Genomic DNA, 26,255 nt, shown 5'->3' on the forward strand with positions numbered 1-26,255 from the left:
TACAGTCTGCTGCGAGCAGGTAGGAGCCAGCCTTGCTGGTGAAGCAGTTGGCGCAGTGTCAGGCCATACGCGGTCGGGTCACCCGGTCCACCAGGTACACCAATCCGTGATAGTCGATGCCGCTGTGGCTCGACAGCCCGATCTCGCAGGTGCGGCTGGTGGAGATCCCTTCCTCGCAATACTGCACCGCGTCCTTGAGTGTGCGCAGCGAGTGGGCGTTGAGCTCTGGGGTGGTGAAGCCCTTGTCGCCGGCGAAGCCGCAGCAGTGGATGCCTTCGGGGATCACCACCTGCTTGCTGCAACGCCGCGCCAGGTCGATCAGCGCCTGGCTCTCGCCCAGGTGCTGGGTGCTGCAGGTTACGTGCACGGCCACCGGGGCGTCCTGGGGGGTGAACTCCAGTTTGTCGATCAGGTGGGTGCGGATGAAACGCACCGGGTCGTACAGGTCCAGTCGGGTTTCGCCCAGGTCCTGCACCAGGCGCAGGGTGCAGGGGCTGGTGTCGCAGTAGATCGGGTCGAGGCCGCCACGGCTGGCGTGCAGTAGGGCAGTGATCAGTTCCTGGCGCTTGTGCTCGGCCTGCTCGGGGTAGCCCTTGGAGGCGAATGGTTGGCCGCAGCACAGGCTGTCGGCGTTGTCGGGGAACACTACCTGGTAGCCGGCCTTTTCCAGCAGGGCACGGGTTTTGTCGAGCAGCGAGCTTTGCTCGCGGTCGGCGTAGGCGGGGCCCATCACCCGTGAAACACAGGCGGCCAGGTAGACGACCCGTGGGCGGGCATCGTGGCTCGCTGCGGGGAAGTCGATGGCGCGCAATGGCTGCGGCATGGCGGGCGTCCATTGCGGCAGGCGGCCTTTGCTGGCCTTGCTCAGGCTGGCGCTCAGGCGGCTCATGCGTGGCGCGCCGAGCAGCTTGCGCGCGCCGTTGGCGGCGGCGAGCGTCAGGCGCGCGCCGCGTAGGGTGGCGTGGAAATGCTCGGCCAGCCAGTCGGCGGCCTTGGCGTGGTCGGCAGACTGGGCGCGCAGCTTCTTCACCAGTTCACCGGTGTTGATGCCCACCGGGCAACGCTGGGCGCACAGGCCGGTGGCGGCGCAGGTGTCGATGCCCTGGTACTGGTAGGTGCGCAGCAGCTCGCGGGTATCGAGGCCGGCGCGCTTCTTGGCCTGGATATCGCGCCACATGACGATGCGCTGGCGCGGGCTGAGGGTGAGGCCTTTGGACGGGCACACCGGCTCGCAGAAGCCGCACTCGATGCACTTGTCGACGATCTCGTCGGCGGCGGGCAGCGGCTTGAGGTTCTTCAGGTGGATGTCCGGGTCTTCGCTCAGCACCACGTCGGGGTTGAGGATGCCGTTGGGGTCGAGCAGGCGCTTGAGCTGCCACATCAGCTGGTAGGCGTCCTTGCCCCATTCCAGCTCGACGAAGGGTGCCATGTTGCGCCCGGTGCCGTGTTCGGCCTTGAGCGAGCCGCCGAACTCCACCGCCACCAACTGCGCCACGTCGTCCATGAAGGCCTGGTAGCGCGCCACTTCTTCAGCGCTGTTGAAGCCCTGGGTGAAGACGAAGTGCAGGTTGCCTTCCAGGGCGTGGCCGAAAATGATCGCCTCGTCGTAGCGGTGCTTGTCGAACAGCTGGATCAGGCGGTTGACGCCCTCGGCCAGTTGCTCGATGGGGAAGGTGACGTCTTCGATGATCACGGTGGTGCCGGTCTGGCGCACGGCGCCGACGGCGGGGAAGGTGTCCTTGCGGATCTTCCACAGCTGGTTGTACACCGCCGGGTCTTCGCTGAAGGCGACTTTTTGCTCCAGCGGGAAGTCGGCGATGGATGCCATCACCTGCTCGAGCTGTTCGTGCAGCAGGCTCTGGCTGGCGGCGCGGGATTCGATCAGCAGGGCGCAGGCAGTGGCCGAGAGGCCTTTCACCCAGGCCGGCATGCCGGGCATGTCCTGCACCGAGCGTAGGCTGCGGCGGTCGAGCAGCTCGACGGCGGACACCGGCTGCGGCTTGAGCAGGGTCACCGCCCGGCAGCAGCTTTCCACGCTCGGGAACACCAGCAGGGCGCTGGCCTTGTGCGGGTGGTCGGGCACGGTGTCGTAGGTGACGGCGCTGATGAAGCCGAGGGTGCCTTCGGAACCGACCAGCAGGTGCTGGAGGATATCCAGCGGCTGGTCGTAGTCCACGAGGGCGTTGAGCGACAGACCGGTCGTGTTCTTCAATCGGTACTTGTGGCGGATGCGGTCGGCCAATTCGGTATTGGCGCGGGTTTCGCGGCCAAGGCGGGCAAGTTCGTCCAGCAGGCTGGCGTGGCTGTTTTCGAAGGCCGCGACACTGGCCGGGTCTTCGCTGTCCAGGCGGGTGCCGTCGGCCAGCACCAGGCGCAGGCCGGCCAGAGTGTGGTAGGTGTTCTGCGCGGTGCCGCAGCACATGCCGCTAGCGTTGTTGGCGACGATGCCGCCGATCTTGCAGGCGTTGATCGAGGCCGGGTCGGGGCCGATCTTGCGGCCATAGGGCGCCAGCCAGGCATTGGCCTGGGCGCCGATCACGCCGGGTTGCAGGCGGATCTGCTCGCCCTGGCTGCGAATCTCGCGGCCGTTCCAGTTGTCGCCGAGCACGATCAGCACCGAGTCGCTGATGGCCTGGCCGGACAGGCTGGTGCCGGCGGCGCGGAAGGTTACCGGTACGCGTTCGCGCTGGGCCAGTTGCAGCAGGCTGACCACTTCGTCTTCTGATTCGACGCGCACTACCAGCTTGGGGATCAGCCGGTAGAAGCTGGCGTCAGTGCCGAAGGCCAAGGTCGAGGTGGGGTCGTCGAAGCGGCGTTCGGCGGGGATCAGGCGCTCGGCATCACGCAGGAACGCGGCGGGCAGGCTCATGCAGTCTCCTCGCGGGGCCGCCGCGTCTGGCGCGCGGCGTGCCCCGGGTATTCAGGCGTTGGCGGGCGCTCAGGCGCCCAGTTCGCGGACCAGCGAGTCGCGGGTGATCTCGCTGATGGACTTGGCGCCGGTCAGCACCATGGCCACGCGCATTTCCTTCTCGAACAGCTCCAGCAGGTTCTTCACCCCGGCCTCGCCGTGGGTGGCCAGGGCATAGAGGAAGGCGCGGCCGATCAGCACGGTGTCGGCGCCCAGGGCGATCATGCGCACCACGTCGAGGCCGCTGCGGATGCCGGAGTCGGCGAGGATCTTGATATCGCCCTTCACCGCGTCGGCGATGGCCGGCAGGGCGCGGGCGCTGGACAGCACGCCGTCGAGCTGGCGGCCGCCGTGGTTGGAGACGACGATGCCGTCGGCGCCGAACTTGACCGCGTCGCGGGCGTCATCGGCGTCGAGGATGCCCTTGATGATCATCGGGCCGTCCCAGAATTCGCGGATCCACTCCAGGTCTTTCCAGGAGATGGACGGGTCGAAGTTGTTGCCCAGCCAGCCGATGTAGTCGGCAAGGCCGGTGGGGTTGCCACGGTATTTGGAGATGTTGCCCAGGTCGTGGGGGCGGCCCATCACACCGACGTCCCAGGCCCACTGCGGGTGGGTCATGGCTTGCAGCACACGGCGCAGCGGGCCGTTGGCGCCGCTCATGCCGGAGTGGGCGTCGCGGTAGCGGGCGCCGGGCACGGGCATGTCGACGGTGAATACCAGGGTCTTCACGCCGGCCGCTTTCGCCCGCTCCAAGGCGTTGCGCATGAAGCCGCGGTCTTTTAGGACATAGAGCTGGAACCACATCGGCCGGTCGATGGCCGGGGCCACCTCTTCGATCGGGCACACCGATACCGTCGACATCGTGAACGGAATGCCATGGGCCGCCGCCGCACGGGCCGCCTGCACTTCGCCACGGCGGGCGTACATGCCGGTGAGGCCAACCGGGGCCAGGGCCACGGGCATGCTCAGGGGTTCGTCGAACAGTCTGGTCTCGAGGCTGAGCTCGGACATGTTGTTCAGCACGCGCTGACGCAGGGCGATACCGGCCAGGTCGGAAACGTTGTGGCGCAGGGTGTGCTCGGCGTAGGCGCCGCCGTCGGCGTAGTGGAACAGGAACGGGGGCAGCTTGCGTTGGGCCGCGGCGCGATAGTCGGTAGAGGCGGAAATGATCATGGATTCTCGCAGCGTGGGTTGAGGGAGATGCCGGGCACCATGGCGCCCGGCCCCTTCACTTTAGTGATGAACCAGCATGCCGGTCAGCCAGTAGGCCTGAATCAAGGTGATCAGGCCGACGATGGTGGCGAAGAACAGGCTGTGCTTGACGGTGAAACGGAACAGGTCGGATTCCTTGCCGACCAGGCCGGTGGCGGCGCAGGCCACGGCGATCGACTGCGGCGAAATCATTTTGCCGGTCACGCCGCCGCTGGTGTTGGCGGCCACCAGCAGGGTGTCGTTGACCCCGATCTGGTGCGCGGTGGTGGCCTGCAGCGAGCTGAACAGGGCGTTGGACGAAGTGTCCGAGCCGGTCAGGAACACGCCCAGCCAGCCCAGGAACGGCGAGAAGAACGGGAACGCCGCACCGGTGCCGGCCAGCACCAGGGCCATGGTCGAGGACATGCCCGAGTAGTTGGTGACGAAGGCGAAGGCCAGCACCATGCCGATCGACAGGATCGGCCAGCGCAGCTCCCAGAAGGTCTCTTTCAAAGTGGTCAGACCAGTTTTGAAGTTGATTTTCAGCACCGCCATGGAAACCAGCGCCGAAAGGAAGATCGCGGTGCCGGTGGCGGAGATCGGATCGAGCTTGAACACCGCCGGCATGGCGGTCGGCGCAGTGACGATCGGCGCGGTCTTGATCACCAGCTGGTCGAGGTGCGGGATGGCGAAGTTGAACACGAAGTTGTACATCGCGCCGCCCGGGGCGAAGGCCGCCTTGAATGGCTTGAGCGTCCAGATGGTGACCAGCACGGTAAGGATCAGGAACGGCGACCAGGCCTTGAAGATTTCGCCGAAGCTGTACGGCGAAGGCTGGCTGCCGCTCGGTTGCACCACGGCGGCGCCGACACTGCCCTTGGCTTCGGCGAACGCGCGCTTGGGTTGCCAGACTTTCAGGAACAGGGTCAGGGCGATCAGGCTGGCCAGGGCCGAGGTGATGTCCGGCAGCTCCGGGCCGATGAAGTTGGAGGTGAAGTACTGGGTGACGGCGAAGCTTGCGCCTGCCACCAGCGCGGCGGGCCAGGTCTCTTTCACACCGCGCAGGCCATCCATCATGAACACCAGCCAGAACGGCACGAACAGCGACAGCAGCGGCAGTTGGCGGCCGGTCATGGCGCCGATGTGGAAGGCGTCGATGCCGGTCACCTGCCCGGCGACGATGATCGGGATGCCCAGGGCGCCGAAGGCCACCGGCGCGGTGTTGGCGATCAGGCACAGGCCCGCGGCGTACAGCGGGTTGAAGCCCAGGCCCACCAGCAGCGCGGCGGTAATTGCCACCGGGGCGCCGAAGCCGGCCGCGCCCTCGAGGAAGGCGCCGAAGCAGAAGCCGATCAGCAGCACTTGCAGGCGCTGGTCGTCGGTGATTGACAGCACCGAGCTGCGGATCACTTCGAACTGGCCGCTCTTGACCGTGAGTTTGTAGAGGAACACCGCCGCGACAATGATCCAGGCAATCGGCCACAGGCCGTAGAGGAAGCCGTAACCGGCGGCGGCCAGGGCCATGTCGACAGGCATCTGGAAGGCGAAGATGGCCACCAGGATCGACAGCGCGAGGGTAATGCTGCCGGCGACGTGGCCCTTGAGGCGGAACACGGCGAGGGCGAGGAAGAAGAACACGATGGGGATGACCGCCGCCAGTGCGGACAGGCCAAGACTACCAAGCGGGCTATAGAGTTGTTGCCAGGTTTGCATATGGGGTGGCCCCTAATTGTTGTTGGTCAGGCACTGGCATTGGATAATTGGTAAGACCAATTTACAATGGCTGGACGCTAGGTTAAGAGCGCCGTTGCGGGTGTGTCAATTTGTCCTGTGGAAAACTTTGCTCGGATGCCGATGAGCGGGCATCTGAGCGGCAGGGAAAATCGCCGCCTGATGGGTGTCGGCGTGGGCCGGATAGGCGCAGAATAGGCGCCCCCGGCTTCGCATCCCCGGGGTTCGTGGAGAGCATGTGATGGTTTTTGATCAGGTCCGCCAGCGGCGCCTGTCCGACGACATCGTCGATCGGTTGGAAGGGATGATTCTCGAGGGCACCCTCACCTCAGGCCAGCGCCTGCCGGCCGAGCGCGCCCTGGCCGAGCAGTTCGGCGTGTCCCGCCCGTCGCTGCGCGAGGCCATCCAGAAGCTGGTGGCCAAGGGGCTGCTGGTCAGTCGTCAGGGTGGCGGCAACTATGTCGCCGAGTCACTGGGCTCGACCTTCAGTGATCCGCTGCTCCAGTTGCTCGAGGGCAGCCCCGAGGCGCAACGCGACCTGCTGGAGTTTCGTCATACGCTGGAGGCGTCCTGCGCCTATTACGCCGCGCAGCGCGCCACCGAGCCTGATCGGCAGCGGTTGAAGACGGCGTTCGATGCCCTGCAGGACTGTTACAACCGCGTTGGCGAGGTCGACCGGGCAGAGGAGGGCGCCGCCGATGCGCGTTTCCACCTGGCCATTGCCGAGGCCAGCCATAACGCGGTGCTGCTGCACACCATCCGTGGGCTGTTCGACCTGCTCAAGCGCAACGTGGTGACCAATATCGGCGGTATGTACCAGCAGCGCACGGAAACGCGCGACATGCTGATCAGTCAGCATCGCGAGTTGTACCTGGCGATTGTCGAGGGGCGGGCGGACGATGCGCGGGAAGTGTCGAGCCGGCACATCCTGTATGTGCAGGAGGTGCTGCAGGAGGCACAACAGGAAGCTCGGCGGGTGGCGCGGGCGGAGCGGCGCAGCGGGCGCTGAGATGCGGCAGGCGCGGGTCTTGTGGGAGTAACTGTCTTGCGCAACTGCTAAAGCTAGCGCGGTCGCTGTGGGAGCGGCTTCAGCCGCGAACACCGTCACAGCCGGTGCCAGGCACCGCGTCGCTTGCTTCGCGGCGGTTCGGCGCCCCGATAAACCCGCTCCCACAGGTGTAGTGCATGCCCGAGGTCGGCGCGGTCGTTGTAGGAGCGGCCTTGTGTCGCGAAAAGGGCGCGCAGCGGCCTCGGGATTTTTGTACCACTCAAGATCGTCGGGGGCTGCTTCGCAGCCCTATCGCGACACGAGGCCGCTCCTACAGTGACCGAGCTGGGCGGGAATTACTCTTCCTTGCCCTTGTTGCGCATGGTGCGCTGCAGCTCGCGGTTGGAGTCGCGCTCGCGCACGGTATCGCGCTTGTCGAACTCCTTCTTGCCCTTGCCGAGCGCGATTTCGCACTTGATCAGGTGCTTGCTCCAGTACAGCGACATCGCCACGCAGGTGTAGCCCTTCTGCGCCACGGCCGCTTCCAGGCGCTCGAGCTCGCGCTTGTTCAGCAGCAGCTTGCGGGTGCGGATGGGGTCGGCGATGACGTGGGTGCTGGCGGTGGTCAGCGGGGTGATGTGGCTGCCGAACAGCCAGGCTTCGCCATCCTTGAGCAGCACGTAGCTGTCGGTCAGGTGCGCCTTGCCGGCCCGCAGGCTCTTTACTTCCCAACCGGACAGGACCAGCCCGGCCTCGAACTTGTGTTCGATGAAGTAATCGTGTCGCGCCTTCTTGTTCTGCGCGATGGTCCCGGTCGGATGTTTCTTTTGCTTAGCCATAGGGGCGGCATTATAGGCAGTCAGCGCGTGCTCGGCTATGGGGTTTAGGTGCGCTTGAGCCTGTTGTGTGAATCCCGGACAATGCAGGCCATGTTCCGCCGCGCGGAACCGTTTTCACGGCGCTGTCGAGCGCTGCCGCCCTGTTTGGAAGTGACGCCTGGATGACTACCCATATTCAACGCTCCGCCCTGCTGCCATACCCTGCCCAGGCGCTCTATGACCTGGTCAACGACGTGGCCAGTTATCCAGAGTTCCTGCCCTGGTGCTCGGCCTCGACGGTGATCGAGGCCAGTGACACGCACATGCGCGCGAAGCTCGAGGTGGCCAAGGGGGGCATGAGCCAGCAGTTCGTCACGCGTAATGTGCTGGTGCCGGGGCAGTCCATCGAGATGAACCTCGAAGAGGGGCCGTTCTCGCAGTTGCATGGTGTGTGGGTATTCAAGCCGCTGGGTGAGAAGGCCTGCAAGATCAGCCTGGACCTGTCGTTCGACTACGCCGGCGCCCTGGTGCGCGCGACACTGGGGCCGCTGTTCAATCAGGCCGCCAACACCATGGTCGATGCCTTCTGCCAGCGCGCCAAGCAGCTGTATGGCTGAGGCTTCAATCGCTATCGAGGTGGTCTATGCCACGGCCGAGCGCCAGTGGCTGCTGGCTTGCGAGGTGCCAGCGGGATCCTCGGTGAGCGACGCGTTACGCCTGTCGGGCCTGGTCGAGCAGGTGCCGGGGTTGGACCTGGCGTGCTGCCCGGTGGGCATCTTCGGCAAGGTGGTCAGTGATCCTGCGGCTCGACGGGTCGAGGCGGGAGATCGACTGGAGGTCTATCGGCCTTTGCAGGTCGATCCGCTGGAGGCGCGCAAGCGTCGTGCGGCCAAGGCCAGGGCGGCGCGCGAGGGTTGAGTTGATGCCGTACGACAGGCAATAAAAAGCCCGGACCTTGATCCGGGCTTTTTAGTCTCGCCGCGATTATTGCGGGGCGGTTTCCAGCGGTGCTGGCGTCGGTACCGGGGTGGTCTCGACGTTGTCGATTTCTTTTTGCAGGGTTTCTTCCAGCGAACCGGCCTTGGCAGGTTTTTCCTGGCTCGGTTGCTTGTTCGGGCTGACAGTGGTGTCGCTGCTGCCACCGAGGATTTCCTGGTCGCGGCTGACGCCCGGCATGAAGTCGCCGGACAGGTTGACCAGTTGGTCGCTGTCGTTGAAGAACACGCTCATGCGTTCTTGCTGACGCTCGCCGCCGCCAGGCTGCAAGCTGTACAGGTAGTCCCAGCGATTGGTGTGGAAGGTGTCCTGCAGTAGCGGATTGCCCATGATAAACCTTACTTGCCGGCGGGTCATTCCCGGGCGCAATTGGTCTATCATGTCCTGCGTGACGACATTGCCCTGCTGGATGTCGATTTTGTAAACCCCGGGAAACGAGCAACCGGCGAGTGCGAGCAGTCCCACTAGGGTGAGGCTGGTTAGCAAGAGCTTGGTGTTTTGCATCGGTGGGCGACTTCCACTATCTTGGCTGGACAACGTAAACCCCGATCATACCCGTATTAAGAGAAGCTGCGAAGCAGCATCGGCGAGAAAGCTGACCATGGTTGAAAATAGCGAATTGCGCAAAGCGGGCCTGAAGGTAACCCTGCCTCGGGTCAAGATTCTTCAGATGCTCGACTCCACCGAGCAGCGTCACATGAGTGCCGAGGATGTCTACAAGGCACTGATGGAGGCTGGTGAGGACGTCGGTCTGGCGACCGTGTATCGCGTCCTGACCCAGTTCGAAGCGGCGGGTCTGGTGGTTCGCCACAACTTCGACGGCGGTCACGCGGTCTTCGAGCTGGCGGACGGCGGCCACCACGACCATATGGTCAATGTGGATACCAGTGAAGTCATCGAATTCATGGACGCCGAGATCGAGCGGCGCCAGAAGGAGATCGTGGCCGAGCACGGCTTCGAGCTGGTGGACCACAATCTGGTCCTGTATGTGCGTAAGAAAAAGTAACGATTTAGATCGTTATTGATGGCAAAGGCGACCCTCGGGTCGCCTTTGTGCTTTCTGGGTCAGCGTACAAATTCCCTTGTAGGAGCGGCCTTGCGCCGCGAAAGGGGCGCGCAGCGGCCCCGGGATCTCTGCATGACTCAGAATCGCATGGGCTGCTACGCAGCCCTTTCGCGGCGCAAGGCCGCTCCTGCGGGGATCGACAGGATTAGGCTTTGCTGCTCACCACCATCTTGCGCGCATGGGCCAGCGATTCCTTGGTCAGGTCGATCCCGCCCAGCATCCGCGCCACTTCCTCGACCCGCTCGCGTTTGCCCAGGCTGGCGACGGCGGTATGGGTTGTGTCGCTGTTGCGCACCTTATGCACGAACAGGTGGTGATGCCCTTGTGCCGCCACCTGCGGCAGGTGGGTCACGGTCAGCACCTGGCCACGCTCGCCCAGGCGACGCAGCAACTGGCCGACAATCTCGGCGGTCGGGCCGCCGATGCCCACATCCACCTCATCGAAGACCAGGGTGGGGATGCGTGAGGTCTGGGCGGTGATCACCTGGATCGCCAGGCTGATGCGCGACAGCTCACCGCCCGAGGCAACCTTGGCCAGGCCCTTGAGCGGCTGGCCGGGGTTGGCGCTGACCAGCAGTTCGACCTGCTCCAGGCCATGGGGCGACAGGTCGCCGGCTTCGAACGGCGTGAGTTCGATGCAGAAGCGCCCGCCGGGCATGCCCAGGCGTTGGATCTCCTGCTCCACGGCCGTGGCCAGTTGCTTGGCCGCCTGCTGGCGCAGGGCGCTGAGCTCGCTGGCCTTCTCTTTATAGTGCTGGGCGAAGGCGGCCAGTTCTTCGCCCAGGCGTTCAATGGACTCGTCGCTGGCGTTCAGGCCCTCCAGCTCCTCCATCAGGCGCTGCTGCAGGTGCGGCAGCTCGGTCGGGTGCACGCGGTGCTTGCGGGCGAGGGTATAGATAGTGTCGAGGCGCTCCTCGAGGTCCTGCAGGCGCATCGGGTCGGCGTCGAAGTGGTCGAGGAAGCGGTTTAGCTCACCCACGGCCTCTTCAATCTGGATTTGCGCGCTGGCGATCAGGTTCACCGCCTCGCCGAGCGCCTTGGGCGCGTTGGTCACGGCCGTGAGGCGGTTGAGGCTGACGGTCAGGGCGCTGAGCACATTGCCCGAGTCGCTTTCGCTGCACTGGTCGATGACCTGGCGGCAGATGCCGAATAGCGCCTCGGCATTGGTCAGGTTCTTGTGCTCCTGTTCCAGCTGTTCCAGCTCGTGCTCGCCCAGGCCCAGGTTGTCCAGCTCTTCGAGCTGGTAACTGAGTAGCTGATGGCGTGCGCGCTGTTCGTCACCCGAGTTGTTCAGGCGCTCCAGCTCCTGGCGCGTCTGGTTCCAGCGCTTGGCGGCCAGTTGCACCTGGCGGGCCAGGTCGATGGCGCCAGCGTATTCGTCCACCAGGCGGCGGTGGGTGTCGGTCTTGAGCAGTGACTGGTGTTCATGCTGGCTATGGATGTCGATCAGCAGTTCGCCCAGTGCCTTGAGGTCGCCGAGCGGGCAGGGCGTGCCATTGATGTAGCCGCGGCTGCGGCCTTCGGCGGTGATGACCCGGCGCAGGATGCACGGGCCGTCGCTTTCCAGGTCGCGCTCGGCCAGCCAGGCATGGGCCTCGGGGATGTCGACCAGGTCGAAGGTGGCGAGGATGTCGGCCTTGTCGGTGCCCGGGCGCACCACGCCGCTGTCGGCGCGATCACCCAGGGCCAGGCCCAGGGCGTCGAGCATGATCGACTTGCCGGCCCCGGTCTCGCCGGTGATCACGGACATGCCGCGGGCAATCTCGAGGTCGAGGTGTTCGACGATGGCGTAGTTTTGGATGGACAGGTGCACCAGCATGGGGCGGCTCCCGAAGGGTCGTGTCTGGATATTTATACAGTGCTTTTTGTGGGTCTGCCAATAGCTGTCCGATGAATGCGGAAAAGCACCTTGCCCCTTGAAGCCGAATTTTCCGACCCCATATAGCCCGCAAGACAAGGCGAGCCCGGCTCGCACAACAGAAATTGCGAAGGAGAAACCCGATGGCTGACGAACAGCTGGATGAGAAGAACCTGAATACCGAAGAAGCCGGTGCCGCGACCGCCGACGCTCGCGTTCTGGAGCTCGAGGAGCAGCTGGCCGCCGCCAAGGACCAATCCCTGCGCGCCGCCGCCGACCTGCAGAACATCCGCCGCCGTGCCGAGCAGGATGTCGAGAAGGCGCACAAGTTCGCCCTGGAGAAGTTCTCCACCGACCTGCTGCCGGTGATCGACAGCCTGGAACTGGCCCTGGCGCATTCCAGCGCCGAAGACGAGAACGTCAAGAAGATCCGCGAGGGCGTCGAGCTGACCCTGAAGATGTTCCAGGACACCCTCAAGCGCTACAACCTCGAAGCCGTCGATCCGCTCGGCCAGCCGTTCAACGCCGAGCACCACCAGGCGATGGCCATGCAGGAAAGCGACAGCGCCGAGCCGAACAGCGTGCTGAACGTATTCCAGAAAGGCTACCTGCTCAACGGCCGCCTGCTGCGCCCCGCCATGGTGGTGGTCAGCAAGGCCCCGAGCGCGCCGCAGCCTTCGATCAACGAAAAGGCTTGAAATCCGTCGGGACACCCCCATCTAGGTGTCAAGCCTTCAAGTATTACTGCAGTTGGCCAAAGTAGTCGCTGCCACCAAATTCAAGTTTCGGGAGAATCATCATGGGTAAAATCATCGGTATCGACCTGGGGACCACCAACTCCTGCGTCTCCGTGCTGGAAAACGGCACTGCCAAAGTCATCGAGAACGCCGAAGGCGCGCGTACCACGCCTTCGATCATTGCCTACGCCAACGACGGCGAAATCCTGGTCGGCCAGTCGGCCAAGCGCCAGGCGGTCACCAACCCGCACAACACCCTGTTCGCGGTGAAGCGTCTGATCGGTCGTCGTTTCGAAGAAGATGTCGTGCAGAAAGACATCAAGCTGGTGCCTTACAAGATCGTCAAGGCCAGCAACGGTGACGCCTGGGTCGAAGCTTCCGGCAAGGAAATGGCTCCGCCGCAGATCAGCGCCGAAGTCCTGAAGAAAATGAAGAAGACCGCCGAAGACTACCTCGGCGAGCCGGTTACCGAAGCGGTCATCACCGTGCCGGCCTACTTCAACGACAGCCAGCGTCAAGCCACCAAAGACGCCGGCCGCATCGCTGGCCTGGACGTAAAACGCATCATCAACGAACCGACCGCCGCTGCGCTGGCGTACGGCATGGACAAGGCTAAGGGCGACCACACTGTCATCGTCTATGACCTCGGTGGTGGTACCTTCGACGTTTCGGTCATCGAAATCGCCGAAGTCGACGGTGAGCACCAGTTCGAAGTACTGGCCACCAACGGCGACACCTTCCTGGGTGGCGAAGACTTCGACATGCGCCTGATCGACTACCTCGTCGACGAGTTCAAGAAAGAGTCCGGCATGGATCTGAAGAACGATCCGCTGGCCCTGCAGCGCCTGAAAGAAGCCGCTGAAAAGGCCAAGATCGAGCTGTCCTCGGCGCAGTCGACCGACGTCAACCTGCCGTACATCACTGCAGATGCCACAGGTCCCAAGCACCTGAACGTGAAGATCTCCCGCGCCAAGCTGGAGTCGCTGGTCGAAGACCTGGTCAACCGTACCATCGAGCCTTGCCGCATCGCCCTGAAGGACGCCGGCATCGACGCCAGCAAGATCGACGACGTGATCCTGGTCGGTGGCCAGACCCGTATGCCGATGGTGCAGAAAGCCGTTGCCGACTTCTTCGGTAAAGAAGCGCGCAAGGACGTCAACCCGGACGAAGCCGTCGCCATGGGCGCAGCCATCCAGGGCGCCGTTCTGGCGGGTGACGTGAAGGACGTGCTGCTGCTGGACGTCAGCCCGCTGACCCTGGGTATCGAAACCATGGGCGGCGTGATGACCGCGCTGATCGAGAAGAACACCACCATCCCGACCAAGAAGTCGCAGGTGTTCTCGACCGCCGACGACAATCAGGGCGCTGTGACCATTCATGTGCTGCAGGGCGAGCGCAAGCAAGCTTCGCAGAACAAGTCGCTGGGCAAGTTCGACCTGGCTGACATTCCGCCGGCTCCGCGCGGTGTGCCACAGATCGAAGTGACCTTCGACATCGACGCCAACGGCATCCTGCACGTCGGCGCGAAAGACAAGGCCACCGGCAAGGCGCAGTCGATCGTGATCAAGGCCAACTCTGGCCTGTCCGACGAAGAAATCGAGAAAATGGTGCGTGACGCCGAGGCCAACGCCGAGGAAGACCGCAAGTTCGAAGAACTGGCTGCTGCCCGTAACCAGGGTGATGCGCTGGTCCACTCGACCCGCAAGATGGTCACTGAAGCAGGTGACAAGGTCACCGCTGAAGAGAAGACCGCCATTGAAGCGGCCGTGGTTGCCCTGGAAGCCGCCGTCAAAGGCGACGACAAGGCCGCCATCGACGCCAAGGTCGAGGAGCTGTCCAAGGTATCCGCGCCTGTCGCGCAGAAGATGTACGCCGAGCAGCAGGCCGAACAGCCACAGGGCGGCGCCCAGCAGGCCGAGCCGGAAGCCAAGCACGATGACGTGGTTGACGCCGAGTTCGAAGAAGTGAAAGACAACAACAAGCAGTAATTCCTGCATGTTGTCGGCCGGTTCACCGCCGTTTGGCGGTGAGCTGGTAGAGTGTCGCCGCGCGGGGGCTTGCTCCCGCGTTGGCGTGTCTGGAACACGAGAATTATTTACAGCATCTGTCTGGGCGCATTCGCGTATGGCGGCAGGTGCTGACGGCATGGCGCACTGACGCGCCGAGGTATGCCGAACGCCCCCAAAGAGTGCAAATGACCTATGGCAAAGCGTGATTTTTATGAGGTCCTGGGTGTCGAGCGTGGCGCCAGCGAAGGTGATCTCAAGAAGGCCTACCGCCGCCTGGCGATGAAGTATCACCCGGACCGCAATCCGGGCGACAAGGAGTCGGAAGACCTGTTCAAGGAGGCCAACGAGGCCTACGAGGTGCTGTCTGACGCCAGCAAGCGCTCGGCCTACGACCAGTACGGCCACGCCGGTGTCGACCCGAACATGGGTGGCGGCGGTGCCGGCTTTGGCGGTGCCAACTTCTCCGACATCTTTGGCGATGTCTTCAGTGACTTCTTCGGTGGCGGCCGCGGCGGCGGTCGTGGTGGCGCCCAGCGCGGCAGCGACCTGCGCTACACCCTCGAGCTCAACCTCGAAGAGGCGGTGCGCGGCACCACGGTCAACATCCGCGTGCCCACGCTGGTCAACTGCAAGCCGTGCGACGGCTCCGGCGCCAAGAAGGGCTCGACCCCGTCGACCTGCCCGACCTGTGGCGGCATCGGCCAGGTGCGTATGCAGCAGGGCTTCTTCGCCGTGCAGCAGACCTGTCCGCGTTGCCATGGCCAGGGCAAGATCATCACCGACCCTTGCACCTCGTGCCACGGCGAAGGCCGCGTCGAGGAGTACAAGACCCTGTCGGTCAAGGTGCCGGCCGGCGTCGATACCGGCGATCGCATCCGCCTGTCCGGCGAGGGCGAGGCGGGCACCCATGGTGGCCCGACCGGCGACCTGTATGTGGTGGTCAATGTGCGCGAGCACCCGATCTTCCAGCGTGACGGCAAGCACCTGTATTGCGAGGTGCCGATCAGCTATACCGACGCGGCCCTGGGCGGCGAGCTGGAAGTGCCGACCCTCGATGGCCGGGTGAAGCTGAAGATCCCTGAAGGCACCCAGACCGGCAAGCAGTTCCGTCTGCGTGGCAAGGGCGTGGCGCCGGTGCGTGGTGGCGCGGCGGGCGACCTGTTGTGCCGTGTGGCGGTGGAAACCCCGGTCAACCTCAGCCGTCGTCAGCGTGAGCTGCTCGAAGAGCTGCGCGACTCCCTTGAGGGCGACAGCTCTCACTCGCCCAAGGCCAGTGGCTGGTTCGAAGGCGTGAAGCGCTTCTTCGGTGATCTCTGAGAAGGAACAGGCTATGCGACGTATTGCAGTGATGGGCGCCGCCGGGCGCATGGGCAAGGTGCTGATCGAGGCGGTGCAGCAGCAGGCGCCCAAGGCTGGCTTGACGGCGGCTATCCATCGCCCGGACAGCTCCCTGGTCGGCGCCGATGCTGGTGAGCTGGCGGGCCTGGGGCGCATCGGCGTGACGATCTGTGACGACCTGGCCAAGGTCGTCGATGAGTTCGATGTGCTGATCGACTTCACCCATCCGTCGGTGACCCTGAAAAACCTGGCGCTCTGCCGCAAGGCGGGCAAGGCCATGGTCATCGGCACCACCGGCTTCAGCGTGGAAGAGAAGGCGCTGCTGGTCGAGGCTGGCAAGGATATCCCGATCGTCTTCGCCGCCAACTTCAGCGTTGGCGTCAACCTCAGCCTCAAGCTGCTGGACATGGCGGCGCGCGTGCTGGGTGACGATGTCGATATCGAGATCATCGAGGCCCACCATCGGCACAAGGTCGATGCGCCGTCGGGTACCGCGCTGCGCATGGGTGAGGTGGTTGCCAATGCGCTGGGGCGTGACCTGCAGGAAGTGGCGGTATATGGCCGTGAAGGCCAGACGGGCGCCCGTGACCGCAAGACCATCGGCTTTGCCACTGTGCGTGCCGGTGATGTGGTCGGTGATCACACTGTGCTGTTCGCTGCCGAAGGCGAGCGCCTGGAGATCACCCACAAGGCCTCGAGCCGCATGACCTTCGCCAAGGGCGCGGTGCGCGCGGCGCTGTGGCTGGATGGGCGCGAGCCTGCGCTGTATGACATGCAGGATGTGCTCGAGCTGCGTTGAGCCGTTGGCGCGGTGTTGGTTTCTTCGCGGGTAAACCCGCTCCCACAGTGTTGGCGCGGTCCCTGTGGGAGCGGGTTTGCCCGCGAAGAGGCCGCCGCCGAAGCCGGCCTGTCGCAATCCTGCGTTTTAGAGGCACAATCGCGGTAGACCAAAAACGCATTTTTCTGTAAGCTACAGCTTTAGTGTGTCCACTAAAAGCGCGCAGACTAATTCAGCATAAAAGCGGGGTGACGTGTCCATACGTCATTCCGCTTTTTTGCAACCTGCGATCGCCCTTTCAGGCTTGATTTACGGGAGGTCTTCTTGACTAAGCCAGCCATACTCGCCCTTGCCGATGGCAGCATTTTTCGCGGTGAAGCCATTGGAGCCGACGGTCAGACCGTTGGTGAGGTCGTGTTCAATACAGCAATGACCGGCTACCAGGAAATCCTCACAGACCCTTCCTACGCCCAGCAAATCGTCACCCTGACTTACCCGCACATCGGCAACACCGGCACCACCCCAGAAGACGCCGAGTCCAATCGCGTCTGGTCCGCCGGCCTGGTCATCCGTGACCTTCCGTTGCTGGCCAGTAACTGGCGTAACACCCAGTCGCTGCCTGAATACCTGAAAGCCAACAACGTCGTGGCCATCGCTGGCATCGACACCCGTCGCCTGACCCGCATCCTGCGCGAAAAAGGCGCCCAGAACGGCTGCATCCTCGCCGGTGACAACATCACCGAAGAGCAGGCCATCGCCGCCGCCCGTGCCTTCCCGGGCCTCAAGGGCATGGACCTGGCCAAGGTCGTCTCCACCAAGGAGCGCTACGAGTGGCGCTCGAGCGTGTGGGAACTGAAGACCGACAGCCACCCGACCCTCGAAGCCGCCGACTTGCCGTACCACGTGGTCGCCTTCGACTACGGCGTCAAGCTGAACATCCTGCGCATGCTGGTTGCTCGCGGCTGCCGCGTGACCGTGGTGCCGGCCCAGACCCCGGCCAGCGAAGTGCTCGCGCTCAACCCTGATGGCGTGTTCCTGTCCAACGGCCCTGGCGATCCCGAGCCTTGCGACTACGCGATCCAGGCGATCAAGGAAATCCTCGAGACCGAGATCCCGGTGTTCGGCATCTGCCTCGGTCACCAGCTGCTGGCCCTGGCCTCCGGCGCCAAGACCGTGAAAATGGGCCATGGTCACCATGGTGCCAACCACCCGGTCCAGGACCTGGACACCGGCGTGGTCATGATCACCAGCCAGAACCACGGTTTCGCCGTTGACGAAGCCACCCTGCCGGGCAACGTGCGCGCCATCCACAAGTCGCTGTTCGACGGTACCCTGCAGGGCATCGAGCGCACCGACAAGAGCGCGTTCAGCTTCCAGGGCCACCCTGAAGCGAGCCCAGGCCCGACCGACGTCGCGCCACTGTTCGATCGTTTCATCGATGCCATGGCCAAGCGCCGCTGAGCATCCTGCATCAAGGCCCCGGGCTGGCTCGCGCCGCCCGGAAGCGCCTGACCCAGATTGTTCAAGACGGCTTGCCGACTGACCCGCGGATTTGAGTGACAACCATGCCAAAACGTACAGACATCAAAAGCATCCTGATTCTCGGCGCTGGCCCGATCGTGATCGGCCAGGCCTGCGAATTCGACTATTCCGGCGCCCAGGCTTGCAAAGCCCTGCGCGAGGAAGGTTTCCGCGTCATCCTGGTGAACTCCAACCCAGCCACCATCATGACCGACCCGGCCATGGCCGACGCCACCTACATCGAGCCGATCAAGTGGCAGTCGGTGGCCAAGATCATCGAGAAAGAGCGCCCTGACGCCGTCCTGCCGACCATGGGTGGCCAGACCGCGCTGAACTGCGCCCTGGACCTGGAGCGCCATGGCGTTCTGGAGAAGTTCGGCGTGGAGATGATCGGTGCCAACGCCGACACCATCGACAAGGCCGAAGACCGTTCGCGCTTCGACAAGGCGATGAAAGACATCGGCCTGGAGTGCCCGCGCTCCGGTATCGCCCACAGCATGGAAGAGGCCAACGCAGTTCTCGAGAAGCTCGGCTTCCCATGCATCATCCGCCCGTCGTTCACCATGGGCGGCACCGGTGGCGGTATCGCCTACAACCGTGAAGAATTCGAAGAAATCTGCACCCGTGGCCTGGACCTGTCGCCGACCAAGGAACTGCTGATCGACGAATCGCTGATCGGCTGGAAGGAATACGAGATGGAGGTGGTCCGCGACAAGAAGGACAACTGCATCATCGTCTGCTCGATCGAGAACTTCGACCCGATGGGCGTGCACACCGGTGACTCGATCACCGTGGCTCCGGCACAGACCCTGACCGACAAGGAATACCAGATCATGCGCAACGCCTCGCTGGCGGTGCTGCGTGAAATCGGTGTCGAGACCGGCGGTTCCAACGTGCAGTTCGGTATCTGCCCGAACACTGGCCGCATGGTCGTGATCGAGATGAACCCGCGTGTATCGCGTTCGTCGGCCCTGGCTTCCAAGGCCACCGGCTTCCCGATCGCCAAGATCGCCGCCAAGCTGGCCATCGGCTACACCCTCGACGAGCTGCAGAACGACATCACCGGCGGTCGTACTCCGGCGTCGTTCGAGCCGTCGATCGACTACGTCGTCACCAAGCTGCCACGCTTCGCCTTCGAGAAATTCCCGAAAGCCGACGCGCGCCTGACCACCCAGATGAAATCCGTGGGTGAAGTCATGGCCATCGGCCGTACCTTCCAGGAATCCCTGCAGAAAGCCCTGCGCGGCCTGGAAGTCGGCGCCTGCGGCCTCGACCCGAAAGTCGACCTGGCCAGCCCTGAGGCTGCCAGCATCCTCAAGCGCGAGCTGACCGTACCGGGCGCCGAGCGTATCTGGTACGTGGCCGATGCCATCCGTTCGGGCATGACCATCGAGCAGATCTTCGAGCTGACCGGCATCGACCTGTGGTTCCTGGTGCAGATGGAAGACCTGATCAAGGAAGAAGAGAAGGTCAAGACCCTGGCCCTGTCGGCGATCGACAAGGACTACATGCTGCGCCTCAAGCGCAAGGGCTTCTCCGACCAGCGCCTGGCCAAGCTGCTGGGCATCACCGACAAGAACCTGCGCCGTCACCGCCACAAGCTGGAAGTGTTCCCGGTGTACAAGCGCGTCGACACTTGCGCCGCCGAGTTCGCCACCGACACCGCCTACCTGTACTCGACCTATGAGGAAGAGTGCGAGGCCAACCCGTCGACCCGTGACAAGATCATGATCCTCGGCGGTGGCCCGAACCGTATCGGCCAAGGCATCGAGTTCGACTACTGCTGCGTGCACGCGGCATTGGCCCTGCGTGAAGACGGTTACGAGACCATCATGGTCAACTGCAACCCGGAAACCGTCTCCACCGACTACGACACCTCCGACCGCCTGTACTTCGAGCCGCTGACCCTGGAAGACGTGCTGGAAGTCTGCCGCGTCGAGAAACCGAAGGGCGTCATCGTCCATTATGGCGGCCAGACCCCACTGAAACTGGCTCGTGCCCTGGAAGAGGCCGGCGTACCGATCATCGGCACCAGCCCTGACGCCATCGACCGTGCCGAAGACCGCGAACGCTTCCAGCAGATGGTTCAGCGCCTGAGCCTGCTGCAGCCGCCAAACGCCACCGTACGCAGCGAAGACGAAGCCATCGTTGCCGCCGGCAAGATCGGTTACCCGCTGGTAGTGCGCCCGTCCTATGTACTGGGCGGCCGCGCCATGGAAATCGTCTACGAACTGGACGAGCTGAAGCGCTACCTGCGTGAAGCGGTTCAAGTGTCGAACGACAGCCCGGTGCTGCTCGACCACTTCCTCAACTGCGCCATCGAGATGGACGTGGATGCGGTCTGCGACGGCGCCGACGTGGTGATCGGCGCGATCATGCAGCACATCGAGCAGGCCGGCGTTCACTCCGGTGACTCGGCGTGCTCGCTGCCGCCGTACTCGCTGAGCCAGGACGTGCAGGACCAGGTTCGCGACCAGGTCAAGAAAATGGCCCTGGAGCTGGGCGTGGTCGGCCTGATGAACGTGCAGCTGGCCCTGCAGGGCGACAAGATCTATGTGATCGAAGTCAACCCACGTGCCTCGCGTACCGTGCCGTTCGTTTCCAAGTGCATCGGCACCTCGCTGGCGATGATCGCCGCCCGTGTCATGGCTGGCAAAACCCTGAAAGAGCTGGGCTTCACCCAGGAAATCATCCCGAACTTCTACAGCGTCAAGGAAGCCGTCTTCCCGTTCGCCAAGTTCCCAGGGGTTGACCCGATCCTCGGCCCTGAGATGAAATCCACCGGTGAAGTCATGGGTGTCGGCGACAGCTTCGGTGAAGCCTTCGCCAAGGCCCAGATGGGCGCCAGCGAAGTACTGCCGACCGGCGGTGCCGCGTTCATCAGCGTGCGTGACGACGACAAGCCGCAAGTGGCCGGCGTCGCTCGCGACCTGATCGCCCTGGGCTTCGAAGTGGTCGCCACGGTCGGTACCGCCAAGGTGATCGAGGCGGCTGGCCTGAAAGTGCGCCGTGTGAACAAGGTGACCGAAGGGCGTCCGCACGTGGTCGACATGATCAAGAACGACGAAGTGTCGCTGATCATCAACACCACCGAAGGTCGCCAGTCTATCGCCGACTCCTACTCGATTCGTCGCAATGCGCTGCAGCACAAGATCTACTGCACCACGACCATTGCGGCCGGTGAAGCCATCTGCGAGGCGTTGAAATTCGGTCCGGAAAAGACCGTTCGTCGCCTGCAGGATCTGCATGCAGGACTCAAAGCATGAGCATTACCAAGTACCCGATGACCGTCCAGGGCGCTCGCGCCCTGGAAGAAGAACACCTGTTCCTGAGCAAGACCGAGCGCCCGCGCCTGAGCCAGGCGATCGGTGAGGCCCGCGAGCTGGGCGACCTCAAGGAAAACGCCGAATACCATGCCGCCCGCGAGGAGCAGGGCATGGTCGAGGCGCGTATCCGTGACATTGAAGGCCGCCTGCAGAACTCGGTGGTGATCGACGTCACCACCATCGCCCATACCGGCAAGGTGATCTTCGGCACCACCGTCGATCTGGAAAACACCGAGACCGGCGATCAGGTGACCTACCAGATCGTCGGCGAGGACGAGGCCGACATCAAGAAGGGCAAGCTCTCGGCGAGCGCGCCGATTGCCCGGGCGATCATCGGCAAGGAAGAGGGCGACACCGTCGTCGTCAAGACGCCGAGCGGCACCGTCGAGTACGAGATTGTCGAAGTCAAGCACATCTGATCGGCGCCTGCGGGCGCCTTCCCTCGAGGGGATCCTCTGGCAACTGGCCCAGGTTTTCTGGGTCGGTGGCCTGTGGGTGTTCCACGTTGGGTTGGTGCCGGCGCTCAAGGTCAGCGGCCTGGCGCCGCTGCTGGTGCAGGACATCGCCGGGCAGATCGACCGTTGGTTGATCGGCGTGGCATTGCTCGGGTTGTTGACCCAGCTGGCGGTATTGGCGCGGGTGGACGGCCTGGCGGCCTGGTGGCGGCAATTCCGCGGCCAGATGCTGTTGCTCGGCTTTGGCGCCTGTATCGGCTACTACACACTGCGCTACGGGATTTCCGTCGGCGAGCGCTGGCAGATGTTCTGTTTCCTGGTGCTGGGCTTTTCCGGCATCGTGCTGGTGGCCCAGCCGGTGCCGATCAGGGCGCGCCGCTAGTCGGGTTTCCCAGGTTTGCGCGGTCCCTGTGGGAGCAGGCTTGCCCGCGAACACGGGCGAAGCCCGTGCCATCCACCGCAGTGCATGCTTCGCGGGCAAGCCCGCTCCCACAGGGGGCAGGCATTGCGCTCTGAACGTTACTTGTAACGGTGGATATTGGACAGCTGCTTGTTCGGCTGCGGATTCTTGCGGTAGATCAGCGCTTTCTTGCCGATGGTCTGCACCAGCTCGGCGCGACCGGCCTTGCACAGCGCGGCGATGGTCTCGGCGCGTTCCTCGCGATCTTCCGAGCGAATCTCGACCTTGATCAGCTCGTGATCGGCCAGGGCGCGTTCCAGTTCGGCAACCACGCCTTCATTCAAACCGTTGCCAGCGACGATCAGAACCGGCTTCAGGTCATGACCAATGGACTTGTATTGCTTCTTCTGCTCGTTATTGAGCGGCATAATCTGACCCTTTTCGTCTGATTCTGTAAAATTGACGGGCATTTTACCCGAGGGCCTGTGGCTCCGCCCAGTCAAACACGACGCATATCATCGAGGTGCCCCGTGGTACAACGTTCCAAAAGCAGCGCAAACTGGCTGCGCGAACATTTCAACGACCCTTTTGTGAAGCAGGCGCAGAAGGATGGCTACCGCTCGCGCGCGAGCTACAAACTGCTGGAGATCCAGGAGAAAGACCGCCTGATCCGGCCTGGCATGAGCGTGATCGACCTCGGCGCGGCCCCAGGTGGCTGGTCGCAGGTGACCAGTCGTCTGATTGGTGGCCAGGGCCGGCTGATCGCTTCCGACATCCTGGAAATGGACTCGATCCCCGATGTGACCTTTATCCAGGGCGACTTCACCCAGGACGAAGTGCTGCAGCAGATCCTGCAGGCGGTCGGTGATTCGCACGTAGACCTTGTGATTTCCGATATGGCCCCCAATATGAGTGGTACGCCCGCGGTGGACATGCCGCGCGCCATGTTCCTCTGTGAGCTGGCCCTGGATCTGGCGACCCGCGTGCTCAAGCCCGGCGGGGATTTCCTGATCAAGATCTTCCAGGGTGAAGGCTTCGACATGTACCTCAAGGATGTGCGCAGCAAGTTCGACAAGGTGCAGATGCGCAAGCCGTCGTCCTCGCGGGACCGCTCCCGTGAGCAGTACCTGTTGGGCAGGGGTTTCAAGGGGGCGTGAGCGGCGTTATGCGGAGTTTCCGATAGTTAAAACCAATCGGTCACCCCGTCTGGATCGTCCGAACTTCGTGTAGTCTAGCTTTCACAAAGGGTTACAGACGGTGCCTGCGGATGCGTGGGTAATGTAGTAAGTTAGGGCGATGAATATCATGCGAGGCACGGCTGCGTCGTGCGCCGGCCTCAGAGGGTAGCGAATTGAACGACATGGCAAAGAATCTGATCCTCTGGTTGATCATCGCCGCCGTCCTGGTGACGGTGATGAACAACTTCTCCAGCCCTAACGAGCCGCAGACCCTCAACTATTCCGACTTCATCCAGCAGGTCAAGGATGGTAAGGTCGAGCGCGTGACCGTCGACGGCTACATCATTACCGGCAAGCGCACCGATGGCGACAACTTCAAGACTGTCCGCCCGGCCATTACCGACAACGGCCTGATCGGCGACCTGGTCGACAACCATGTCACCGTCGAAGGCAAGCAGCCCGAGCAGCAGAGCATCTGGACCCAGTTGCTGGTGGCCAGCTTCCCGATCCTGGTGATCATCGCCGTGTTCATGTTCTTCATGCGCCAGATGCAAGGCGGCGCTGGTGGCAAGGGCGGGCCGATGAGCTTTGGCAAGAGCAAGGCGCGCCTGCTCTCCGAAGATCAGGTCAAGACTACCCTGGCTGACGTCGCCGGCTGCGACGAGGCCAAGGAAGAAGTTGGCGAGCTGGTCGAATTCCTGCGCGACCCCGGCAAGTTCCAGCGCCTGGGTGGCCGTATCCCGCGTGGCGTGCTGATGGTCGGCCCGCCCGGTACCGGCAAGACCCTGCTGGCCAAGGCCATCGCCGGCGAAGCCAAGGTGCCGTTCTTCACCATTTCCGGTTCCGACTTCGTCGAGATGTTCGTCGGCGTGGGCGCCAGCCGTGTCCGTGACATGTTCGAACAGGCCAAGAAGCACGCGCCGTGCATCATCTTCATCGACGAGATCGATGCCGTCGGTCGCCACCGTGGCGCCGGCATGGGCGGCGGTCACGACGAGCGCGAGCAAACGCTGAACCAGTTGCTGGTGGAGATGGACGGCTTCGAGATGAACGATGGCATCATCGTCATCGCCGCCACCAACCGTCCCGACGTGCTCGACCCGGCGCTGCTGCGTCCTGGTCGCTTCGACCGCCAGGTGGTGGTCGGCCTGCCGGACATTCGTGGTCGTGAGCAGATCCTCAAGGTGCACATGCGCAAGGTGCCGGTTGGCGAGAACGTCAACGCGGCGGTCATCGCCCGTGGTACCCCTGGCTTCTCCGGTGCCGACCTGGCCAACCTGGTCAACGAGGCGTCGTTGTTCGCCGCCCGCGCGAGCAAGCGCCTGGTCGAAATGAAGGAGTTCGAGCTGGCCAAGGACAAGATCATGATGGGCGCCGAGCGCAAGACCATGGTCATGTCCGAGAAAGAGAAGCAGAACACTGCCTATCACGAGGCCGGTCATGCCATCGTCGGTCGTGTCGTGCCCGAGCACGACCCGGTCTACAAGGTATCGATCATTCCCCGTGGCCGCGCCCTGGGCGTGACCATGTTCCTGCCGGAGGAAGATCGCTACAGCCTGTCCAAGCGCGCCCTGATCAGCCAGATCTGCTCGCTGTACGGTGGCCGTATCGCCGAAGAGATGACCTTGGGCTTCGACGGTGTCACCACCGGCGCGTCCAACGACATCATGCGTGCCAGCCAGATTGCCCGGAACATGGTGACCAAGTGGGGCCTATCCGAGAAACTCGGCCCGCTGATGTACGCTGAAGAAGAGGGCGAGGTATTCCTCGGTCGCAGCGCCGCCAGCCAGCACGCCAGCGTCTCGGGCGAAACCGCCAAGATGATCGACTCCGAGGTGCGCAGCATCATCGATCAGTGCTACGCCACGGCCAAGCAGATCCTCACCGACAACCGTGACAAGCTCGACGCGATGGCCGAGGCCTTGATGAAGTACGAAACCATCGATGCCGACCAGATCGACGACATCATGGCGGGTCGTACCCCACGCGAGCCGCGTGACTGGGACAATGATTCCGGTACCTCCGGTAATCAGGCTTCCCAGGATGATCGTCCGGAGTCGCCGATCGGCGGTCCAGCGGCGCAACACTAAGGGTTTCTATGACCTCACAGCAGTACCCAACCCGGTTGCCTTGCGGCAACCGGGTTCTTGATTTGTCCCGTACCCATGTCATGGGTATCCTCAATATCACCCCCGATTCCTTCTCCGACGGCGGGCGCTTCAGCCAGCGCGACGCGGCCCTGCGTCATGCCGAGGCGATGGTCGCGGCCGGCGCGACCCTGGTCGACGTCGGTGGCGAGTCCACGCGCCCCGGGGCGCGTGCGGTTTCACCCACCGAGGAGCTGGAGCGCGTGGCGCCGATTGTCGAGGCGATCAGCAGCCGGCTCGACGTGGTCATCTCTGTCGATACTTCGACGCCTGCGGTCATGCGTGAGTCAGCGCGCCTTGGGGCTGGCCTGATCAATGATGTTCGCGCGCTCGAGCGTGACGGTGCCCTGGACGCCGCGGCCGATACCGGGTTGCCGGTGTGTCTCATGCATATGCGCGGCGAACCGGGCACCATGCAGGATAATCCGCACTACGAGGATGTGACGACCGATGTCACGCGCTATCTTGAACAGCGTATGGCTGCCTGCGCGGCAGCGGGCATTGGTGCCGAGCGCATAGTGCTCGACCCAGGCTTCGGTTTTGCCAAGACCCTTGAGCACAACCTGAGCCTGTTCAAACACATGGAAGCGCTCTATCGCCTCGGGCGTCCACTGTTGGTGGGTGTTTCGCGCAAGAGCATGATCGGCCTCACGCTGGACCGTCCGGTCGGCGAGCGGCTCTACGGCAGTCTGGCCCTGGCCGCCTTGGCCATGACCAAGGGCGCGAGCATCCTGCGGGTGCACGACGTGGCGGAAACCGTCGACGTGGTACGCATGATCGCCGCGGTCCAGAACGCCGAATAAGAAC

At 63.6% G+C, this 26,255-nt stretch carries 22 protein-coding genes; 15 read left to right on the top strand and 7 right to left on the bottom strand.

The window, feature by feature from the left end:
• Positions 1-58: 58 nt before the first annotated feature.
• From HU772_RS03370 to HU772_RS03380, 3 genes are all read right to left on the bottom strand, one after another.
• On the bottom strand, positions 59-2,869 hold the full coding sequence (locus HU772_RS03370; protein ID WP_186656947.1) for an FAD-binding and (Fe-S)-binding domain-containing protein: 2,811 nt from the start codon (positions 2,867-2,869) through the stop codon (positions 59-61).
• Between the two features lie 69 nt (positions 2,870-2,938).
• On the bottom strand, positions 2,939-4,084 hold the full coding sequence (gene lldD, locus HU772_RS03375; protein ID WP_186656945.1) for an FMN-dependent L-lactate dehydrogenase LldD: 1,146 nt from the start codon (positions 4,082-4,084) through the stop codon (positions 2,939-2,941).
• A gap of 60 nt (positions 4,085-4,144) precedes the next feature.
• A complete protein-coding gene (locus HU772_RS03380; protein ID WP_186656929.1) occupies positions 4,145-5,815 on the bottom strand; it encodes a lactate permease LctP family transporter in 1,671 nt (556 codons plus the stop codon).
• A gap of 259 nt (positions 5,816-6,074) precedes the next feature.
• Here HU772_RS03380 and HU772_RS03385 point away from each other — a divergent pair, with 259 nt between their 5' ends.
• Positions 6,075-6,842, top strand: a complete 768-nt coding sequence (locus HU772_RS03385) for an FCD domain-containing protein (protein ID WP_186656927.1) — start codon at positions 6,075-6,077, stop codon at positions 6,840-6,842.
• A 335-nt stretch (positions 6,843-7,177) separates the two neighbouring features.
• Here HU772_RS03385 and smpB read toward each other — a convergent pair whose 3' ends face one another.
• The gene (gene smpB / locus HU772_RS03390; RefSeq protein ID WP_011532120.1) at positions 7,178-7,660 is read right to left on the bottom strand and encodes an SsrA-binding protein SmpB; all 483 of its coding nucleotides are present in this window, start codon (positions 7,658-7,660) and stop codon (positions 7,178-7,180) included.
• Between the two features lie 161 nt (positions 7,661-7,821).
• Between smpB and HU772_RS03395 the strand changes: the two genes are divergently transcribed.
• Positions 7,822-8,256 (top strand): type II toxin-antitoxin system RatA family toxin, encoded by a 435-nt coding sequence (locus tag HU772_RS03395; protein ID WP_186656925.1) that lies wholly within the window; start codon positions 7,822-7,824, stop codon positions 8,254-8,256.
• Entirely contained in the window at positions 8,249-8,557 is a 309-nt protein-coding gene (locus HU772_RS03400; RefSeq protein ID WP_186656923.1) for an RnfH family protein, read from the top strand. Before HU772_RS03395 ends, HU772_RS03400 begins: the two co-directional genes overlap by 8 nt.
• 66 nt (positions 8,558-8,623) lie before the next feature.
• Here HU772_RS03400 and HU772_RS03405 read toward each other — a convergent pair whose 3' ends face one another.
• Complete coding sequence (locus tag HU772_RS03405) at positions 8,624-9,139, bottom strand: outer membrane protein assembly factor BamE (protein WP_186656921.1); 516 nt, start codon at positions 9,137-9,139, stop codon at positions 8,624-8,626.
• A gap of 97 nt (positions 9,140-9,236) precedes the next feature.
• On the opposite strand from HU772_RS03405, the gene fur reads away from it, so the two are divergent.
• Positions 9,237-9,641, top strand: coding sequence for a ferric iron uptake transcriptional regulator (gene fur, locus HU772_RS03410; protein ID WP_134692394.1), 405 nt, complete (start codon positions 9,237-9,239; stop codon positions 9,639-9,641).
• 205 nt (positions 9,642-9,846) lie between these two features.
• Here the strand turns inward: fur and recN are convergent, their stop codons facing one another.
• Positions 9,847-11,520 carry a DNA repair protein RecN gene (gene recN / locus HU772_RS03415; protein WP_186656919.1) on the bottom strand — a complete coding sequence of 558 codons (1,674 nt, stop codon included), beginning with the start codon at positions 11,518-11,520 and terminating at the stop codon, positions 9,847-9,849.
• A gap of 182 nt (positions 11,521-11,702) precedes the next feature.
• Here recN and grpE point away from each other — a divergent pair, with 182 nt between their 5' ends.
• From grpE to HU772_RS03455, 8 genes are all read left to right on the top strand, one after another.
• Entirely contained in the window at positions 11,703-12,257 is a 555-nt protein-coding gene (grpE, locus tag HU772_RS03420; protein ID WP_186656917.1) for a nucleotide exchange factor GrpE, read from the top strand.
• A 101-nt stretch (positions 12,258-12,358) separates the two neighbouring features.
• Positions 12,359-14,284: a molecular chaperone DnaK gene (dnaK, locus tag HU772_RS03425; protein WP_186656915.1), complete on the top strand. Its 1,926-nt coding sequence runs from the start codon at positions 12,359-12,361 to the stop codon at positions 14,282-14,284.
• A 213-nt stretch (positions 14,285-14,497) separates the two neighbouring features.
• Positions 14,498-15,622 carry a molecular chaperone DnaJ gene (dnaJ, locus tag HU772_RS03430; RefSeq protein WP_186656906.1) on the top strand — a complete coding sequence of 375 codons (1,125 nt, stop codon included), beginning with the start codon at positions 14,498-14,500 and terminating at the stop codon, positions 15,620-15,622.
• Between the two features lie 13 nt (positions 15,623-15,635).
• Positions 15,636-16,442 carry a 4-hydroxy-tetrahydrodipicolinate reductase gene (gene dapB, locus HU772_RS03435; protein ID WP_186656903.1) on the top strand — a complete coding sequence of 269 codons (807 nt, stop codon included), beginning with the start codon at positions 15,636-15,638 and terminating at the stop codon, positions 16,440-16,442.
• Positions 16,443-16,745: 303 nt separating this feature from the next.
• Positions 16,746-17,882, top strand: a complete 1,137-nt coding sequence (carA, locus tag HU772_RS03440) for a glutamine-hydrolyzing carbamoyl-phosphate synthase small subunit (protein ID WP_186656901.1) — start codon at positions 16,746-16,748, stop codon at positions 17,880-17,882.
• 104 nt (positions 17,883-17,986) lie between these two features.
• The gene (carB, locus tag HU772_RS03445; protein WP_186656892.1) at positions 17,987-21,208 is read left to right on the top strand and encodes a carbamoyl-phosphate synthase large subunit; all 3,222 of its coding nucleotides are present in this window, start codon (positions 17,987-17,989) and stop codon (positions 21,206-21,208) included.
• Entirely contained in the window at positions 21,205-21,687 is a 483-nt protein-coding gene (greA, locus tag HU772_RS03450) for a transcription elongation factor GreA (protein ID WP_081255197.1), read from the top strand. Before carB ends, greA begins: the two co-directional genes overlap by 4 nt.
• A complete protein-coding gene (locus tag HU772_RS03455; RefSeq protein WP_186656878.1) occupies positions 21,665-22,105 on the top strand; it encodes an MFS transporter in 441 nt (146 codons plus the stop codon). The genes greA and HU772_RS03455 overlap by 23 nt, the downstream gene beginning before the upstream one ends.
• Before the next feature lie 137 nt (positions 22,106-22,242).
• Here the strand turns inward: HU772_RS03455 and yhbY are convergent, their stop codons facing one another.
• Positions 22,243-22,551, bottom strand: coding sequence for a ribosome assembly RNA-binding protein YhbY (yhbY, locus tag HU772_RS03460; RefSeq protein ID WP_186656875.1), 309 nt, complete (start codon positions 22,549-22,551; stop codon positions 22,243-22,245).
• A 102-nt stretch (positions 22,552-22,653) separates the two neighbouring features.
• On the opposite strand from yhbY, the gene rlmE reads away from it, so the two are divergent.
• The 3 genes from rlmE (at position 22,654) to folP (ending at position 26,251) form a co-directional block, all read left to right on the top strand.
• On the top strand, positions 22,654-23,280 hold the full coding sequence (gene rlmE, locus HU772_RS03465; RefSeq protein WP_054885642.1) for a 23S rRNA (uridine(2552)-2'-O)-methyltransferase RlmE: 627 nt from the start codon (positions 22,654-22,656) through the stop codon (positions 23,278-23,280).
• Positions 23,281-23,483: 203 nt separating this feature from the next.
• Positions 23,484-25,391 (top strand): ATP-dependent zinc metalloprotease FtsH, encoded by a 1,908-nt coding sequence (gene ftsH / locus HU772_RS03470; protein ID WP_028691259.1) that lies wholly within the window; start codon positions 23,484-23,486, stop codon positions 25,389-25,391.
• 8 nt (positions 25,392-25,399) lie between these two features.
• Positions 25,400-26,251 (top strand): dihydropteroate synthase, encoded by an 852-nt coding sequence (gene folP, locus HU772_RS03475; RefSeq protein WP_186656858.1) that lies wholly within the window; start codon positions 25,400-25,402, stop codon positions 26,249-26,251.
• The last annotated feature ends 4 nt before the right edge of the window (positions 26,252-26,255 follow it).

The organism is Pseudomonas xantholysinigenes, from assembly GCF_014268885.2.
Taxonomy (GTDB): domain Bacteria; phylum Pseudomonadota; class Gammaproteobacteria; order Pseudomonadales; family Pseudomonadaceae; genus Aquipseudomonas; species Aquipseudomonas xantholysinigenes.